Origin of the sequence: Stenotrophomonas sp. JC08, from assembly GCF_052180205.1 — a bacterium.
In the GTDB taxonomy this organism is placed as follows: domain Bacteria; phylum Pseudomonadota; class Gammaproteobacteria; order Xanthomonadales; family Xanthomonadaceae; genus Stenotrophomonas.
The window spans coordinates 615,171-631,629 of the sequence record NZ_CP197473.1; the positions used below are offsets into that span (position 1 = coordinate 615,171).

The 16,459-nt window shown below is 67.4% G+C and carries 13 protein-coding genes and 1 tRNA gene; 10 read left to right on the forward strand and 4 right to left on the reverse strand.

Features of this window, described 5'->3' with window-relative positions; all coding sequences use genetic code 11:
• Positions 1-12: 12 nt before the first annotated feature.
• From ACSBPQ_RS02730 to hemA, 3 genes are read right to left on the reverse strand one after another with little or no spacing between them, the layout of a single operon-like run.
• Positions 13-1,722 (reverse strand): O-linked N-acetylglucosamine transferase, SPINDLY family protein, encoded by a 1,710-nt coding sequence (locus ACSBPQ_RS02730; protein ID WP_442683556.1) that lies wholly within the window; start codon positions 1,720-1,722, stop codon positions 13-15.
• A 2-nt stretch (positions 1,723-1,724) separates the two neighbouring features.
• The gene (gene prfA / locus ACSBPQ_RS02735; protein WP_442683557.1) at positions 1,725-2,810 is read right to left on the reverse strand and encodes a peptide chain release factor 1; all 1,086 of its coding nucleotides are present in this window, start codon (positions 2,808-2,810) and stop codon (positions 1,725-1,727) included.
• Positions 2,788-4,071 carry a glutamyl-tRNA reductase gene (gene hemA, locus ACSBPQ_RS02740; RefSeq protein ID WP_442683558.1) on the reverse strand — a complete coding sequence of 428 codons (1,284 nt, stop codon included), beginning with the start codon at positions 4,069-4,071 and terminating at the stop codon, positions 2,788-2,790. Before hemA ends, prfA begins: the two co-directional genes overlap by 23 nt.
• Before the next feature lie 67 nt (positions 4,072-4,138).
• Here hemA and ACSBPQ_RS02745 point away from each other — a divergent pair, with 67 nt between their 5' ends.
• From ACSBPQ_RS02745 to ychF, 8 genes are all read left to right on the forward strand, one after another.
• Positions 4,139-5,824 carry a tetratricopeptide repeat protein gene (locus ACSBPQ_RS02745; RefSeq protein ID WP_442683559.1) on the forward strand — a complete coding sequence of 562 codons (1,686 nt, stop codon included), beginning with the start codon at positions 4,139-4,141 and terminating at the stop codon, positions 5,822-5,824.
• The gene (gene lolB / locus ACSBPQ_RS02750) at positions 5,821-6,480 is read left to right on the forward strand and encodes a lipoprotein insertase outer membrane protein LolB (protein WP_442683560.1); all 660 of its coding nucleotides are present in this window, start codon (positions 5,821-5,823) and stop codon (positions 6,478-6,480) included. The genes ACSBPQ_RS02745 and lolB overlap by 4 nt, the downstream gene beginning before the upstream one ends.
• Positions 6,477-7,355 (forward strand): 4-(cytidine 5'-diphospho)-2-C-methyl-D-erythritol kinase, encoded by an 879-nt coding sequence (gene ispE / locus ACSBPQ_RS02755; protein ID WP_442683561.1) that lies wholly within the window; start codon positions 6,477-6,479, stop codon positions 7,353-7,355. The genes lolB and ispE overlap by 4 nt, the downstream gene beginning before the upstream one ends.
• A gap of 3 nt (positions 7,356-7,358) precedes the next feature.
• A tRNA-Gln gene (locus ACSBPQ_RS02760) sits at positions 7,359-7,435 on the forward strand.
• A 100-nt stretch (positions 7,436-7,535) separates the two neighbouring features.
• Positions 7,536-8,495, forward strand: a complete 960-nt coding sequence (locus ACSBPQ_RS02765; RefSeq protein WP_442683562.1) for a ribose-phosphate diphosphokinase — start codon at positions 7,536-7,538, stop codon at positions 8,493-8,495.
• Positions 8,496-8,602: 107 nt separating this feature from the next.
• The gene (locus ACSBPQ_RS02770) at positions 8,603-9,223 is read left to right on the forward strand and encodes a 50S ribosomal protein L25/general stress protein Ctc (protein ID WP_442683563.1); all 621 of its coding nucleotides are present in this window, start codon (positions 8,603-8,605) and stop codon (positions 9,221-9,223) included.
• Between the two features lie 51 nt (positions 9,224-9,274).
• Complete coding sequence (gene pth, locus ACSBPQ_RS02775; protein WP_442683564.1) at positions 9,275-9,856, forward strand: aminoacyl-tRNA hydrolase; 582 nt, start codon at positions 9,275-9,277, stop codon at positions 9,854-9,856.
• Between the two features lie 70 nt (positions 9,857-9,926).
• Positions 9,927-11,018 carry a redox-regulated ATPase YchF gene (gene ychF, locus ACSBPQ_RS02780; RefSeq protein WP_442683565.1) on the forward strand — a complete coding sequence of 364 codons (1,092 nt, stop codon included), beginning with the start codon at positions 9,927-9,929 and terminating at the stop codon, positions 11,016-11,018.
• 265 nt (positions 11,019-11,283) lie between these two features.
• Here ychF and ACSBPQ_RS02785 read toward each other — a convergent pair whose 3' ends face one another.
• The gene (locus ACSBPQ_RS02785; RefSeq protein WP_442683566.1) at positions 11,284-14,076 is read right to left on the reverse strand and encodes a TonB-dependent receptor plug domain-containing protein; all 2,793 of its coding nucleotides are present in this window, start codon (positions 14,074-14,076) and stop codon (positions 11,284-11,286) included.
• 181 nt (positions 14,077-14,257) lie between these two features.
• On the opposite strand from ACSBPQ_RS02785, the gene ACSBPQ_RS02790 reads away from it, so the two are divergent.
• The gene (locus ACSBPQ_RS02790; protein WP_442683567.1) at positions 14,258-15,283 is read left to right on the forward strand and encodes a cyanophycinase; all 1,026 of its coding nucleotides are present in this window, start codon (positions 14,258-14,260) and stop codon (positions 15,281-15,283) included.
• Between the two features lie 97 nt (positions 15,284-15,380).
• Complete coding sequence (locus ACSBPQ_RS02795; protein WP_442683568.1) at positions 15,381-16,400, forward strand: isoaspartyl peptidase/L-asparaginase family protein; 1,020 nt, start codon at positions 15,381-15,383, stop codon at positions 16,398-16,400.
• The last annotated feature ends 59 nt before the right edge of the window (positions 16,401-16,459 follow it).

The following is a 16,459-nucleotide window of genomic DNA, read 5'->3' on the forward strand; positions in this document are numbered from 1 at the left end:
CGCGGCGTGGCCTCAGGCCGTGCCGGCGCCCTGCCAGCCGTGCGCGTGGGCCAGCTGCAGCAGCAGATCGGTGAAATCACCGGCAAAGCCGCGCATGTCGAACAGGCCCGTTTGCCGGCGGGCGAGGTCCAGCCGTTCGCGCAGCGCCTGCAGCGCGCCACGGTCGTTGCCCAGCGCCACGGCGGTGTCGACGAAGCTGGCGTCATCGGCCACGTTCATTCCATCCAGACCGAGGTGATGGTTGAGGCTGCCGGCCACGCGCGCGGCAAAGGTCTGCCCGGGCGCGGTGAGCACCGGGCAGCCGGCCCACAGTGCATCCGAGGCGGTGGTGTGGGCGTTGTAGGGATGGGTGTCCAGGAACAGGTCGGCATGCCGGTAGCGCGCCAGGTACTGCGGGTGGGGCAGCTTGGCCATGAACACCAGTCGCGCCGGGGCAACGCCCTGCTGATGGGCGACCTCGCGCAGGCGCACGTCGGCATCGCCCGGTCCGGACAGCAGCCACAGCACGCTGTCAGGTACCCGTCGCAGGATCTCCAGCAGACGCCCGACGCTGCGCGGGTTGAGCTTGTAGCTGTTGTTGAAGCAGCAGAAAACCACGGCGTCTTCGGGCAACCCGCAGTCGCGCCGCAGCGGCGGTGGTTCCACCACGCGGGTGTTGTCCGAGGGCTGGAACGCGCGCGGCAGGCGCAGCACCGGCTCGCTGAAACCGCTTTCCAGTGCCGGTGGCAGTACGAAACCGTCGGCCAGCACGTAATCGATCCACGGCGCGCCGGAGCTGCCCGGGTAGGCGAGCCAGTTGATCTGCAGCGGCGCCGGGTGCATCGCCAGCACTTCCGGGGTGCCACCGCCGCCCCAGCCGCGCAGGTCGAACAGGATGTCGATGCCGGTCGCGCGGATGCTGCCGGCGATGGCAGCATGCGGCTGGCCGGAAAGGTCGTGCAGGGTATGGGCGGCCGCGCGCAGGCGCTGGCGGATGGTGCTGCCATCGTCGCGGTTGAGCGCGAACAGGTGCACCTGCAATGCCGGCTGCGCGCGCAGCTGTTCGAACAGCGCCACGGTCAGCAGCCCAGTGGGGTGGGCGCCGAAGCCGTTGGACAGAAAGCCGATGCGCAGCGGCCCGTGGTGGCGTACGGAGGTGGCCGGCAGTTGCGGGGTGGACTGGGCGATCACCCGCGCGCGCTGGCGGGCGCAGGCCAGTTGCTCGGTGGCGCTGGCGTCCTCGCTGAGGAAGGCGAACGGCTCCACCGCCGGATTGCCTTGTGCGACCGCGTGGCGCACCTGCCGTGACAGTGCGTCCAGATCGCGCCAGTCGCACAGCCGGCGCTGCCAGTTCAGTCGCTGCGCGGCCATGTAGGCTTCGTCGGGCATCAGCGCGTGGGCGCGGCGGTAGGCGTCGGCGGCGGCTTCGGGCTGGCCGGCGTCTTCCAGCGCATGGCCCAGCCACAGCGCGATGCCGGGATGCTGCGGTACCTGGCGGGAGGCGTGGCGCAGCAGTTGCGCCGCTTCGGCGTGCCGGCCCTGCATCCAGCGCGCACGCCCGAGCCGCGCCAGCGCTTCCGGATGGTCGTGGCGCAGCTGCAGGGCGCGCTGCGCCGCGGCTTCGCCGGCAACCAGTTCGCCTGCGGACAGCTCGGCGTCGGCGAGCATCACCCAGGCGATGAAGTCGGCGGGCTGGCGGCTGACTGCCGCGCGCAGCTGCTCGCGTTCGCCCAGCGCATCCACGCTCAGCTGCCTTCGGCCAGCCGTGCCAGTTCGTCGACCTGGTGCTCATGCTGCAGGCGGCCGACCAGCGCGTCGAGGTCGCCCTCGATGATGGCGGGCAGGTCGTACAGGGTCAGTCCCTCGACACGGTGGTCGGTGATGCGGCCCTGCGGGAAGTTGTAGGTGCGGATGCGCTGGCTGCGGTCGCCGCTGCCGACCTGCAGGCGCCGCGATTCGGCCTGCGCGCTGGCCTGCCTGCTGCGCTCGGCATCGAGCAGCTGCGCCTTCAGCCGCTTCATCGCCTTGTCGCGGTTGGCGTGCTGGCTGCGCTCGGTCTGGCATTCGACCACCACGCCGCTGGGGACGTGGGTGATGCGGATGGCCGATTCGGTCTTGTTGACGTGCTGGCCGCCGGCGCCGGAGGAGCGGAACGTGTCCACCCTCAGGTCGGCCGGGTTGATGACGATCTCCTCCACGTCATCGGCCTCGGGAATGATCGCCACGGTCGCTGCGGAGGTGTGGATGCGGCCCTGCGATTCGGTGGCCGGCACGCGCTGCACGCGGTGGGTGCCGGATTCGAATTTCAGCCGCGAATAGGCGCCACGGCCGACCACGCGCGCCACCACTTCCTTGTAGCCGCCGTGCTCGCCGGGGTTGTCCGATTCGATCTCGACCTTCCAGCCGCAGCGTTCGGCGTAGCGGGCGTACATGCGGAACAGGTCACCAGCGAAGATCGCCGCCTCGTCGCCGCCGGTGCCGGCACGCACTTCCAGGAACAGGTTGCCGTCGTCGCGCGGATCGCGTGGCACCAGCAGCAGCGCCAGTTCCTCGTCCAGCTGCTGCAGGCGTTGCTGGGCGGCGGTGATTTCCTCTTCAGCCAGCTCGCGCAGTTCCGGGTCGGTGCGCATGGCTTCGGCCGAGGCCAGGTCGGCCTTGGCCGAAGCTTCGGCGGCCAGCGCGGTGGCAACCGGTTCCAGCTGCGCGAACTCGCGCGAGAAATTGCGGAAGCGCTCGTTGTCGGCGACCACCTCGGGTTCGGACAGCAGGCGTTCCAGCTCTTCGCGGCGCTCGGCCAGTGTCAGCAGCTTACGGCGCAGGGTCGGCGTCATCGGTACTCGCAGCAGGATGTTGATACCCGGGCGTGGCCGGGAACAGGCGCTCGGCGGCGCGGGTGAGGTCGGTGTCGCCTTCCTGCGCGGCCTGGCGCAGCGCGGCGGTCGGCGGATGCAGCAGGCGGTTGGTCAGGCCGTGGGCCAGCTGCTCGAGCACCTCTTCGGCGCCCTTGCCATTGGCCAGCTGCTGGCGTGCCTTGGCCAGCAGTTCGGCGCGGGTGGCCTCGCCGAACGCGCGCAGCTGCCGGATCGGTGCCTGCAGGTGGGTGGCCCGCTGGTTTTCCAGATAGCGGGAGACATGCAGGTCGATGATGGCCTGGGCCTCGGCGGCGGCCTCGCGGCGGCTGCGACGGTTTTCCTCCACCGCGCGCTCCATGTCGTCCACGGTGTACAGGTAGGCGTCGGGCAGGTTGCCGACGGTGGCTTCGATGTCGCGCGGCACGGCCAGGTCGAACAGCAGCATCGGCTTGTGCTTGCGGCTGCGCAGTGCGGCGGTGACCTGCTGCTGCAGGATCACCGGCTCGCGCGCGGCGGTGGCGGAGAACACCACATCGGCCTCGCCCAGATGGCGCTCCAGCTCGGCCAGCGGCAGCGCCACGCCACCGTGGCGGGTGGCCAGCTCCTGCGCGTGGGCCAGCGTGCGGTTGGCGATCAGCAGGCGCTTCACCCGGGCTTCGCCCAGGTGCTTGGCGGCAAGTTCGATGGTTTCGCCGGCGCCGACCAGCAGCACGGTGGATTCGTCCATGCGCGCGAAGGAATCCTGCGCCAGCCGCACCGCCGCGGAGGCCACCGACACCGGGTTGGCACCGACCTTGGTATCGGTGCGGGCACGCTTGGCGACGGAGAAGGTCTGCTGGAACAGATGGTCCAACTGCTGGCCGATGACGCCGCTGTCATGCGCCAGCGCCCAGGCGTCCTTCACCTGGCCGAGGATCTGCGGTTCGCCCAGCACCATCGAGTCCAGCCCGGTGGCCACGCGGAACAGGTGGCGCACCGCTTCGCTGTCGCTGTGCTGGTACAGGTAGCCGTCCAGGCTGCCGGCGTGCGACTGCAGCCAGTGCGCCAGCGCCTGGCTGTCCTCGGCCACGGCGTACAGTTCGGTGCGGTTGCAGGTGGACAGCAATACCGCTTCGGCGAGTTGCGGCGATTGCCGCAGCGAGTCCAGTGCCCGGGGCAGGGCTTCGCCGCCGAAGGCTGCGCGTTCACGCAGTTCCACCGGCGCGGTCTGGTGGTTCAGTCCGAGCACCCACAAGGTCATTCGTTCAGTTGCTTGCGATAAGCTGCTGGCCATTCAAGGCCGCCATTTTACGGCCCGGTTGCGCCAGATGCCCGTATTCAATCGCATATGCACCGTTCTGTTGTGCTGCCTGCCGGTTTTTCCGCTGTGGGCAGCCCCGCCAGAGGCCGTTCCCGCAAAGGATTCCAGCAACCACAGCGTCTCGCTGGCGCCAGTGCTGGCCGGCGAGTTCTCGCTGCAGGCCGGCAAGCTGGCCGATGCCGCGCGCTGGTATCTGCAGGCCGCGCAGGAAGCCGAGGGCGATGTCGGTCTGGCTGAACGGGCGACACGTATCGCGATGCTGGCCGGTGATGATGCACGGGCCACGCAGGCCCTGGCGTTGTGGGCCAGGCGCGCGCCGGGCGCGTTGCCGGTGCGCGCCACCCGTGCGTCGCTGGCGATGCGCAAGGGCGATGTGCGGCTGGCCCGCAAGGAACTGCTGGCGGTGCTGCGTGCGCCGGAGCCACGGGCCTGGGGCTACGCGCTGCTGGCGCTGGCCACCGGTGGGCGTGATCCGGCGGTGCCGGCGCAGGTGCTGGGCGAACTGGTCGATGCCGGTGCGATTCCCGACGACCTGGAGGCGTGGCAGGAATTCGGTCGACTGGCGCTGCGCATGGAGCGGCCCGAACTGGCACGGCGCATGGTCGGCGAAGTGGTCAGGCGCTTCCCCGACGAGCCGCGGGTGGCCTTGCTGCATGCCACGCTGCTGAACCAGTCCGGCAACAAGGCCGGGGCACTGGCGCTGCTCAAGGGGATCGAGCCACGGATTGCGGGCAACGACGATCTGCGCAACGCGCTGGCGGTGGCCTATGACGCGCTGGGCGAACCGGCCGCCGCCGAGCAGGTGCTGTCGCAGGGAGCGCAGAACCTGCAGACCTGGGGCATGCGTGCGATGCTGCTGGCCAAGCAGAAGGACGATGCCGCGCTGCTGGCGCTGTACCAGGACATCGCCGCCAAGGCCGACAAGCCCGAGCCGGAGCAGCGGTTGCTGCTGGGCAAGATCGCCGAATACCTCAAGCGTCACCAGGAGGCCGTGGACTGGTATCACAGCGTTCCCGGCGGGCCGCAGCGCAACGAGGCGCGTCTGCGCGCGGTCAACGCGCTGCACGAGCTGGGCGAGAAAGCGCGGGCGGCGCAGGAAGTGCAGGCCATCCAGGGCGACGCCTCGGTGGACGAGGAGGTCCGCCGTGACGCCTATCTGCTGGAGGCGGAGCTGCAGCAGCGCGATGCCGATACGCGCGGCGAGCTGGACGTGCTGGCCCGGGGCCTGGCGGCGTATCCGGATGACAGCGCGCTGCTCTATGCGCGGGCGCTGGCCTGGGAGCGCAACGACGATGTGCCGCGCGCCGAGGCCGACCTGCGCAAGATCCTGGTCGCCGAGCCGGAGAATGTGGCCGCGCTCAACGCGCTGGGCTACACCCTGGCCGACCGCACCTCGCGTCATCAGGAAGCACTGGAACTGATCGATCGCGCGCGCGTGGCCGAGCCGGACAATGCCGCCATCGTCGACAGCTACGGCTGGGTGCTGTACCGGCTGGGGCGCAACGACGAGGCGCTGGTGCAGCTGCGCCGCGCCTGGACCCTGAACAAGGACCCGGAGATCGCCGCGCATGTCGGCGAGGTGCTGTGGGTGCTGGGGCAGAAGGAGGAGGCGCGGCGGTTCTTCGACGAGGCCCGCAAGCTGGATCCGGACAACCGCGCGCTGCAGCGTGCGATCGAAAAACTGGGCGTATGAACGGAATGAAGATGTGGCGGGGAGTGGTGGCGCTGCTGTTGGCCGGCGTGTTGGCGGCCTGCGGCTCGGTGCCCAAGCGCCAGCAGGCGCCGGTGGCGGCGGAGGTCGCCGAGGTGTCGGCGCAGGCGCGAGCGGCCGAACAGGCGCGCCAGGCCGCCTTGCGCGCGCTGCCGGACTGGAGCTTCCACGGGCGTGCGGCGATCAGCAAGGGACGCAATGGCGGCAATGGCCGTATCGAATGGTTGCAGCACGGTGACCGCTACGAGGTTGCCCTGGCGGCGCCGGTCACCCGCCAGAGCTGGCGTCTGGGCGGTGGCGCCGGCGAGCCGGCGCGGCTGGAGGGCCTGGAAGGCGGCCTGCGCAGTGGCGATGACGCCGGCCAGCTGCTGCTGCAGGCGACCGGCTGGGAAATTCCCGTCGAGCAGCTGGCGCAATGGGTACGCGGCCTGCCTGCCGCTGCCGGTACGCCGGAGCATCTGGGCTTCGATGCCGAAGGCCGGCCCCGGGTGCTGCGCCAGCAGGGCTGGCGGATCGACTATCTGGACTGGTATCCGGCCGGGCCGGAACAGCCTTCGTTGCCGCGGCGGATCGAGGCGGTCAGCGGTGATGCCAAGGTGCGGCTGATCATCGATGCGTGGGGAACGGACGGGCAATGAGCACGGGTGTCGACGGGGCGGGCTGGTCGTACTGGCCGGCGCCGGCCAAGCTGAACCTTTTCCTGCAGATCACCGGTCGTCGCGCCGATGGTTACCACGAGCTGCAGACCGTGTTCCGGCTGCTGGACTGGGGCGACCGCATCGGCCTGCGCCTGCGTGAAGACGGCCAAATCCGCCGTGACGGGCCTTCCGTGCCCGGCGTGGCCGAAGCCGATGACCTGGTGGTGCGCGCGGCGCTGGCACTGCAGAACGCGTCCGCCAGCCCGTTGGGGGTCGATATCCGGGTTGAAAAGCGCATTCCGGCGGGCGGCGGCTTCGGTGGCGGCTCCTCCGATGCGGCCACGGTGCTGGTAGCGCTGAATGCGCTATGGGGCACCGGCCTGGACGAGGATGTGCTGGCCACGCTGGCGCTGCAGCTGGGCGCGGATGTGCCGGTGTTCGTGCGCGGGCGCAACGCCTGGGCGGAGGGAGTGGGCGAAAAACTCACCCCGCTGGCCCTGCCGCAGGCGTGGTATCTGCTGGTCGACCCGGCGATCCATGTGCCCACGGCTGAACTTTTCCGTTCCCCGGATTTGACGCGGGATGCCGCACCCGTGAAAATAGCCGACTTCGCTTCCGGGACCGTCCTCGGAAATGCGTTCGAACCGGTGCTGCGGCGCCGGGAACCAGCCATCGAGGCGGCGTTCCTGGCGTTGTCAGGTATTGGTCGGGCACGGCTCACGGGGTCGGGAAGCGGTTGTTTCGTCGAGTTCGCCACGCGCGCTGCAGCAGAGCAGGCCTTGGCGGAATTGCCGGAAGAACTGCGGGCATGGGTGGTGGCAGGCGTTGACCGCTCGCCGTTGCTCGATGCGCTGGAGACGATGGGAACTGTTTGATGCAGGGGCGTCGCCAAGAGGCCCAAGGCACCAGGTTTTGATCCTGGCATTCGTAGGTTCGAATCCTACCGCCCCTGCCATATTCCCTTGAGTTGTATGCGCAATGGAGTGCGCGACACGCAAATACGCGCAATCTCTGCCCCTCGTCCACGCTACTCGCCCCCGCCCGAGAGAGCTGTCATGCAAGACTCCCCGAATCTGCTGGTTTTCTCCGGCAATGCCAATAAACCGCTTGCGCAGAGCATCTGCAAGGAGCTGGGCGTACGGCCGGGCAAGGCGCTGGTGTCCAAGTTCTCCGACGGCGAAGTGCAGGTCGAGATCCAGGAGAACGTGCGCAAGCAGGACGTGTTCGTGGTGCAGCCAACCTGTGCGCCGAGCGCGGAAAACCTGATGGAGCTGCTGGTGCTGATCGACGCGCTCAAGCGCGCCAGCGCCGCTTCCGTCACTGCGGTGGTGCCGTATTTCGGCTACGCCCGGCAGGACCGCCGCATGCGCTCCTCGCGCGTGCCGATCACCGCCAAGGTCGCCGCCAAGATGTTCTCCTCGGTCAACACCGACCAGATCCTCACCGTCGACCTGCACGCCGACCAGATCCAGGGCTTCTTCGACATGCCCGTGGACAACGTCTACGCCTCGCCGCTGCTGCTGGCCGATATCTGGCGCGCCTACGGCACCGACAACCTGATCGTGGTCAGCCCGGACGTCGGTGGTGTGGTACGCGCCCGCGCCGTGGCCAAGCGCCTGGATGATGCCGACCTGGCGATCATCGACAAGCGCCGTCCGCGCGCCAACGTCGCCACGGTGATGAACATCATCGGTGACGTCGAGGGCAAGACCTGCGTGATGGTCGATGACATCGTCGACACCGCCGGCACCCTGTGCGCCGCTGCCGCCGCGCTGAAGGCGCGTGGCGCGGTCAAGGTCGCCGCCTACTGCACCCACGCCGTGCTCTCGGGCCCGGCGGTGGACAACCTGAACAACTCCCAGCTCGACGAGCTGGTGGTGACCGACACCATCCCGTTGTCCGACGTGGCGCGTGTCTGCACCAAGATCCGCCAGATCAGCGTGGCCGAGATGCTGGCCGAGACGATGCGCCGCATCGCCTTCGGCGAATCGGTCAGCTCGATGTACGTGGATTGATTTTCCCGCTTCCCGGCAGCCGCCGGGAGGCACAACAGGCTCTTCTGGTCGCGGAAGAGTCCCTACGCAACGCCGCGAGGCGCTGCAACAACCCAAGAGTAGTCAACATGGCAAAGTCCCAAGAAATCAAAGTCGCCCGCCGCGACGTGCAGGGCAAGGGTGCGAGCCGCCGCCTGCGTCACGCCGGTGCGGTCCCGGGTATCGTCTACGGCGGTGGCCGTGAGCCGGCCCAGGTGCAGTTCAACCACAACGAGATCTGGCTGGCCCAGCAGAACGAGTGGTTCTACTCCTCGATCATCGACCTGAACCTCGACGGCACCGTCCACAAGGTGCTGCTGCGTGACATCCAGCGTCACCCGTACAAGCAGCTGATCATGCACCTGGACTTCCAGCGCGTGAGCGCCAACGAAGTGCTGAACGTGGTCGTGCCGCTGCACTTCATCAACGAGGAAACCTCGCCGGCCGGCAAGACCGCCGACGTGCTGGTGACCCGTGAGCTGAAGGAAGTCAGCATTTCCTGCCTGCCGAAGGACCTGCCGCAGTCGATCGAAGTCGATCTGGGCGAGCTGACCGCTGGCGACATCATCTACCTGTCCGACCTGAAGCTGCCGGCCGGCGTGGAAATCCCGGCACTGAAGCTGGGCAAGGACCACGACGATGCCGTGGTCATCGCCAAGGTGGCCGACGCCGCCGAGGAAGATGCCGACGAGGCTCCGGCCGCCGAGTAATCGGCCTGACAGTGCCCGCCTTCCGGGGCGGGCGCTGCGGATGCGTCTGACATGACAGGATTGCGACTGATCGTCGGTCTGGGCAACCCCGGACCCGAACACGCCCGGACCCGGCACAATGCCGGGTTTCATTTCGTTGAGGCCCTGGCGCAGCGGCAGGGTGCGCGCTGGACGCTGGAGAGCAAGCTGTTCGGCGAAGTGGCCAAGGTCGAGATCGGCGGCCAGCCGGTGTGGCTGCTCAAGCCGGCGACCTTCATGAACCTTTCCGGCAAGTCGGTTACCGCCGCGCAGCGGTTCTGGAAGATCGAGCCGGAACAGACCCTGGTCGCACATGACGAGCTGGACATGCCGCCCGGCGTGGCGCGGCTCAAGTTCGACGGTGGACACGGCGGCCAGAACGGCCTGCGCGACACCATCCGCCTGCTCGGGCACGGCAAGTTCCACCGGTTGCGTCTGGGGATCGGCCACCCCGGCCACAAGGACCGCGTGGTCGGCTGGGTGCTCAATCGCCCCTCGCCGGCAGATGCGGTGCTGATGGAGCAGGCCATCGATGCGGCCATCGACGTGCTGCCGCTGGCGGTGGCAGGTGATTTCAACGAGGCCATGAAGCGGTTGCACACCGCGCGGCCCTGATTGCGGCTTGCGCTTTCGCGGCTTGAGGCTGGCGAGAGTGCAAACCGGAATCTCGAATCGTGGAGTAAGCATGGGTATCAAATGTGGCATCGTCGGTCTGCCCAACGTCGGCAAGTCGACCCTGTTCAATGCGTTGACCAAGGCGGGCATCGCCGCGGCCAACTTCCCGTTCTGCACGATCGAGCCGAACACCGGCATCGTGCCGGTGCCCGATCCGCGGCTGGAAGCGCTGGCGGCGATCGTCAAGCCGGAGCGGGTGATCCCCACCACGATGGAATTCGTCGACATCGCCGGCCTGGTTGCTGGTGCCTCCAAGGGTGAGGGGCTGGGCAACAAGTTCCTGGCGCACATCCGCGAGACCGACGCCATCGCCCACGTGGTGCGCTGCTTCGAGGATGGCAATGTCATCCACGTCGCCAACAAGGTCGACCCGATCGCCGATATCGAAACCATCGATACCGAACTGGCGCTGGCCGACCTGGAGTCGGTGCTGAAGGCGCTGGACCGTGCCACCCGTGCGGCCAAGGCCAACGACAAGGATGCGCTGGCGCGCAAGCCGGTGCTGGAGAAGCTGTCGGCGGTGCTCGACCAAGGGCGTTCGGCGCGCTCGGCCGGCCTGGATGCCGAGGAGAAGGCGCTGATCCGCGACATGTTCCTGATCACCCTCAAGCCGCTGATGTACATCGCCAACGTCGCCGAGGACGGTTTCGAGAACAACCCGCATCTGGATGCGGTGCGCGCCCGTGCCGAGGCCGAAGGTGCCGAAGTGGTGCCGGTGTGCGCGGCGATCGAGGAGGAAATGGCGCAGCTGGACGACGCCGACCGCGATGAGTTCCTCAAGGACCTCGGCCTTGACGAGCCGGGTCTGAACCGGGTGATCCGCGCCGGCTACAAACTGCTCGGCCTGCAGACCTACTTCACCGCAGGCGTGAAGGAAGTCCGTGCCTGGCAGCTGCGCACCGGCTCCACCGCACCGCAGGCCGCCGGCGTCATCCATACCGATTTCGAGCGTGGCTTCATCCGCGCCGAAACCATCGGCTATGACGACTTCATCAACCTCAAGGGCGAGCAGGGTGCCAAGGAAGCCGGTCGCCTGCGACTGGAAGGCAAGGACTACATCGTCAAGGAAGGCGACGTGCTGCACTTCCGCTTCAACGTCTGATCCGCCGGCGTTGCTGCAGTGACAAGGCCCCGCAATGCGGGGCCTTGCTGTATCCGGAGCCGGGAACAGCGGCTGGTGAAAAATTCGCCGCGGATCTGAAAGCATTGCCGGACAACGGGCCGGCGGGGTTGTCCACAGGCTTCTCCCGAGGTTCTGAACATGCGCTGTGGAGAACGGCGACGATGCCCGGAAGATCTGCGGCAGCATGCCGGCAGACAACAAGGCCCGCCAATGGCGGGCCTTGTTGGTGATGCGTGGAAGGCGGTTACAGCGGTGCGCCCCCCAGTTTCCAGGTGACCTGCACGAAGTAGCTGCGGCCCCGGCTGTCGAACCACGCGGTGTCGTAGTACGGGTAGTTGGACCAGGTCGCGTCCTTCGGCGGCATCTTGTTGAACAGGTTGTTCACCGACAGTGCCACGCGCAGATGGCTGTTGATGTCATAGCGCGCGCTGGCGTTGAAGCGCCAGGTCGAGTCGGTCCAGGCGTCGTTGGCGTAGTTGGCAACGCGGCCCAGGTAGTTGCCGAACAGGCTGGCCCCGAAGGCGTCCTTGTCCCAGTTCAGGCCGATATTGCCCTTGTTGCTGGGCAGGGTGGTGGCGCTGAAACTGACATCGAGCATGTCCTCGTAGGCATCCCCCGGGTAGAGCTGGCGCTTGTGCTGGCGCGCCCAGGTGTAGCTGCCGTTGAGGTGGAAGTTGCCGGCCGTGGCGGTGCTGAAGCGGTAGCTGGCGGTGACATCCAGTCCGGAGGTTTCCTCGTTGGCGATGTTGATCGGGGCGAAGCGCACGCTGGTGATCTCGCCGTCCGCATCGCGGACCACGCGGGCCAGGGCATCGACGCAGGTCGGTGAATTGACGTCCACCGCCGTGCCGTCATCGGTCATGCCCAGGCGGCAGTCGGCCTCGGTGCTGCGCAGCAGTTCGCGGTCCTGCACCTGCACCTGGTTGCTGATCTTGATGCGGTAGTAGTCCACGCTCAGGTCCAGCCCGGCCAGCGGCGAGAACACGAAGCCGGCCGAGAACGACTTGCTGGTCTCCACGTCCAGGTTCTGGTTGCCGGTATAGACGTCAAAGGTGCTGACGTCGTAGTTGCCGAAGTCGCGGTCGTAGCATTCGTTGTCGCTTGCACCGGGGTTGTCGGAACGGCACGCGTAGTAGTCGGTGGCGAAGCGGGTGCGGTAGTAGTCCTCACCGGCGAACAGGTAGTGCATGTCCGGGGCGCGGAAGCCGGTACCGTAGGAGCTGCGCACCAGCAGGCTGTCGAGCGGGCGCCACTCCAGGCCCATGCTGTAGGTGAACTTGCCCGGATCCTGGTTGCCGTAGCTGTAGCGGTCATAGCGGCCGGCCACGCTGGCCTGCAGCGAATCGGCCAGCGGCAGGCGTAGTTCGCCGGCGGCACTCCAGCGGTCACGGTCGCCGCTGCCATCGCCGTAGCGCGGGCCGTAGTAGGCGTCTTCGGTCAGTGCCAGCGGGTCCGGGTTGATCCGGTAGGACTGCTGGCCGAATTCAACCGTACCGGCAAAGCCGACATCGCCGGCCGGCAGGCTGAACAGCGAGCCGGTGCTGGCAGTGAAGCTGAGGTTGTCGTTGTCGGCCTTCGGCCTGAAGGTGGACATGACCCCGAATTTGGCGAAATCGGCCGGGCTGACCGGGCTGAACAGGCGCTCCGGATCCGGGTTGTAGATCGCATAGCCGGACGAGGTGTAGCCCAGCAGCGGGCCGAGGAAATATTCATTGGCGGCCGCGGCAAGGATGCGGGGCATCTCTACATCGGCCTTGTACTGCGAATGGTTATAGGCCGCTTCCCCGTCCCAGTTCTCGCCCAGGCGGCCCTGCAGGCCGGTGGTGATCGAGAAGGTCTTCTGGGTGGTGGTGTTCATGCGGTTTTCCAGTCCGCCCACTTCTTCCGGGGTGAACTGGCGCGACCAGATCTCGCGGTTGTCGGTGGCCTGGTTGTAGAACACCTTGTCGCGGTAGTTGTTGCGCGATTGCGGGTCGTGGAATTCCCAGCCCATGTGGTCGCTGGCCACATCGTTGCCGTTGGTGCCGGTGAGCAGCTTGACCTTCTGGTGGCCCAGCTGGATGTCGGCAAACCAGGACAGGTCCTCGTTGAAGCGGTACTCGAACGCGCCGTAGGCGGTGGCACCACGACGCTCGTTCTCGATGGTGCGGTAGGCAATGGCCACCTCGCTGCCGCAATACGGTTCGCCGTAGCGGTCATTGGCCAGCACCGTGGTGCCGCCATTCAGGCCGGCCAGGGCCGAGCAGTCGCCTTCGGGGGCGTAATTGGTGTCGTCTTCCCAGTTCAGGCGCTGGGCGGTCAGGCGCGGCAGGCGGCGGCGCGAGGTCGGTGCATCGGCAGTGGAATCCTGCACGTCGCGCTCATAGCCCCACAGCGGGCTCTTGTCCTGCAATTCGACGCCGACGATGCCGCTGAAGTTGCCCTTCTCGAAGCCGCCGGTCAGGGTCAGCCGGTGTGATTCACCGCCGCCTTCGTGGGTGTCACCGAAGCGGTAGTCCACGGTCAGGCCGTCGGTGGACTTCTTCAGGATGAAGTTGATCACCCCGGCCATCGCGTCGGAGCCGTACACGGCCGAGGCGCTGCCGGTGAGCACTTCGATGCGGTCGATCATGCCCAGCGGGATATTGCCGATGTCGGTGAAATTGCTGCGGCCATTGAGCGGCAGCGGGAAGTCGGCGATGCGGCGGCCGTTGATCAGCACCAGGGTGTGGTTGGGGCCGAGGCCGCGCAGGTCCACCGCCTGTGCGCCGGGGGTGGACTGCGCGCCGGTGGTGTTCTGCTGGCCCTGCACGCTGCCGCTGTTCTGGCTGAGCGAGCGCAGCACATCCGGCACCGAGGTGAGGCCGGCGGCCTTGATCTGCTCGGCGCTGACCACCGTGACCGGTGCGGGGCCTTCCACCTGGGCGCGCGGGATGCGCGAGCCGGTGACCTGGACCGTATCCAGTTGCTGGGGCTCGGAGGCGGATTGCGCCAGAGCGGGGGCGGCCATGGACAACAGGGCCAGTTGGATTGAACACACCATTGCGTGCTTGCGCATGAATCGCTCTCTGATGAAAGGTGTTCGGAAAAAGTCCATGTCACATGTCGGGAAATGCCCGGTGCCCGGGTAGGAAAACGTGAATGGGCATGAGCATCTAACACCTTTTTTACACGCTTGACCACTGCCATAAAGTCTGGCATTCCTGCTGGAAAGCGGCAGGACACGGGACGACGGCGACATGTGGAAAGTGACGGATTTTCGGTGCGGGTGGGCCGCCCTGTTGCTGCTGGCAACGGGCGTGGCCGGTGTGGCCAATGCCGCGGGTGCCCGGGGCCTCGCGGAACCGGGCTACCGCTATTACGAGATCGGCAACGTGGATGCGCCGCGCCCGGGGCCGACCGAGGCGGCAATGTTGATGATGGGCGGCGGCGATTGGGTGCCCGAGGCGTTCCACTGGTGGCTTGAGCGGGCCGGCAACGGACGCGTGGTGGTGCTGCGTACCTCCGGTGGCGACGAGCTGCAGAAGGAGCTCTACCGGGACATCGGCGGCGTCACCGCCGTGCAGACGCTGGTGTTTGACAGCCGCAAGGCCGCCGATGATCCGGCGGTGCTGAGGGTGGTCCGCGGCGCCGACGCCATTTTCATCGCTGGTGGCGACCAGTCGCGCTACATCCGTTTCTGGAAAGGGACCGCGCTCAATGAAGCCCTGAACGCGCATGTCGCCGCCGGCAAGCCGATTGGCGGCACCAGTGCCGGGCTGGCGATCCTCGGCAGGTATGCCTATGGCGCACTGGATGGCGGCAGCGTGAATTCGCAGGTCGCATTGAAGGATCCGATGGGCAGCGAGGTGACCATGGACAGCGGTTTCCTGGCCATGCCCTATCTCTCCAGCGTGGTCACCGACACCCACTTCGCCAAGCGCGAGCGGCTTGGGCGGCTGATCGCCTTCGTTGCCCGCGCCACGCAGGAGCAGGGGGAGGGTGAGATTATCGGCATCGGCGTGGATGAGGACACCGCGCTGTGTGTCGAGGCGGACGGGAGTGGACGGGTCTACTCGCTGAACGACGGATACGCCTGGCTGGTGAGGCCGCAGCAGGCGGTCACCCGGCTGGATAATGGCGAACCCCTGGAGTTCCACTCGATTCCGGTGACCGGCGTCGGTGCCGACAGCCGGCTGCATATGGACGGTTTCACCGTCGATGATGCGGCGTTCACCGCCGTGGCCACCGTTGTCGATGGCGAGCTGGAGCTGCAGCCCGAATGAGCGGCTTGCTCTGCGATGGTGGCTGGTCTGTTCCGGTATCTGTTCTTATCGACAGGGCCGTGACTAGAATCCCGGCTCCACTCGGGAGCGAAGAAACATGAAGCTGATTTCCGCGGTATTGCTGGGCCTTGCGTCGATGTCCTGTGTGACGGCGAAGGCGGCCACGGCCTCGCCGTTGCTGGTGATCCACGGGGGCGCGGGTGTCGAGCGCAAGGACTTCAGTGCCGAAGAGGAGCGCGCCGCCCGTGCGGCGCTCACCGAGGCGCTGCGCAGGGGGCATGCCGAACTGATGGCCGGCAAGCCGGCACTGGATGCGGTGACCGCAGCCATCACCGTGCTCGAGGATGATCCGAGTTTCAATGCCGGTCGTGGCGCGGTGTTCACCCATGACGGCAAGAACGAGCTGGACAGCTCGCTGATGGATGGCGCCACGTTACGCGCCGGTGCCGTGGCCGGCGTGCACACGATCAGGAATCCGATCCTGTTGGCGCGTGCGGTGATGGAGCATTCGCCGCACGTGATGATGGTGGGCGAGGGCGCGGAGATGTTTGCCGCCGAGCAGAAGATTCCGCAGGTGGATCCGGCCTATTTCCGTACCGACAAACGCTGGCAGCAGCTGCAGCGGGCGTTGAAGGAGGAGGCGGCCGGCCAGGCGCATGCGGATCTGGAAACCGCCAAGCATTTCGGCACGGTCGGTGCGGTGGCGCTGGACCGCGATGGCAAGCTGGCGGCGGGCACCTCCACCGGCGGCATGACCAACAAGCGCTATGGCCGCGTGGGTGATTCGCCGATCATCGGCGCCGGCACCTATGCCGATGCGCGCTGCGCGGTGTCCGGCACCGGTTGGGGGGAGTACTACATCCGCCTGTCGGTGGCGCATGAAATCTGCGCGCGTATGCAGTATCTGGGGGAGACGCCGGCACAGGCGGGCGAGGACGTGGTCGTCAAGCGCATCCCCGAGCTGGGTGGCGATGGAGGAGCCATCGTGCTCTCGGCCGACGGCCGTGCCGCGATGCCGTTCAACACCGAAGGCATGTACCGCGGCTGGATCGGCGCCGACGGCGTGCCGCATGTGGCGATTTTTGCCGATGAAGCCTTGTCCGCGCCGCGCGAATGAGCCGGGGCGACATGCCCGCGAAAAGATTTTCCCCGAATGTGAAAATTGGTGTTGACAGG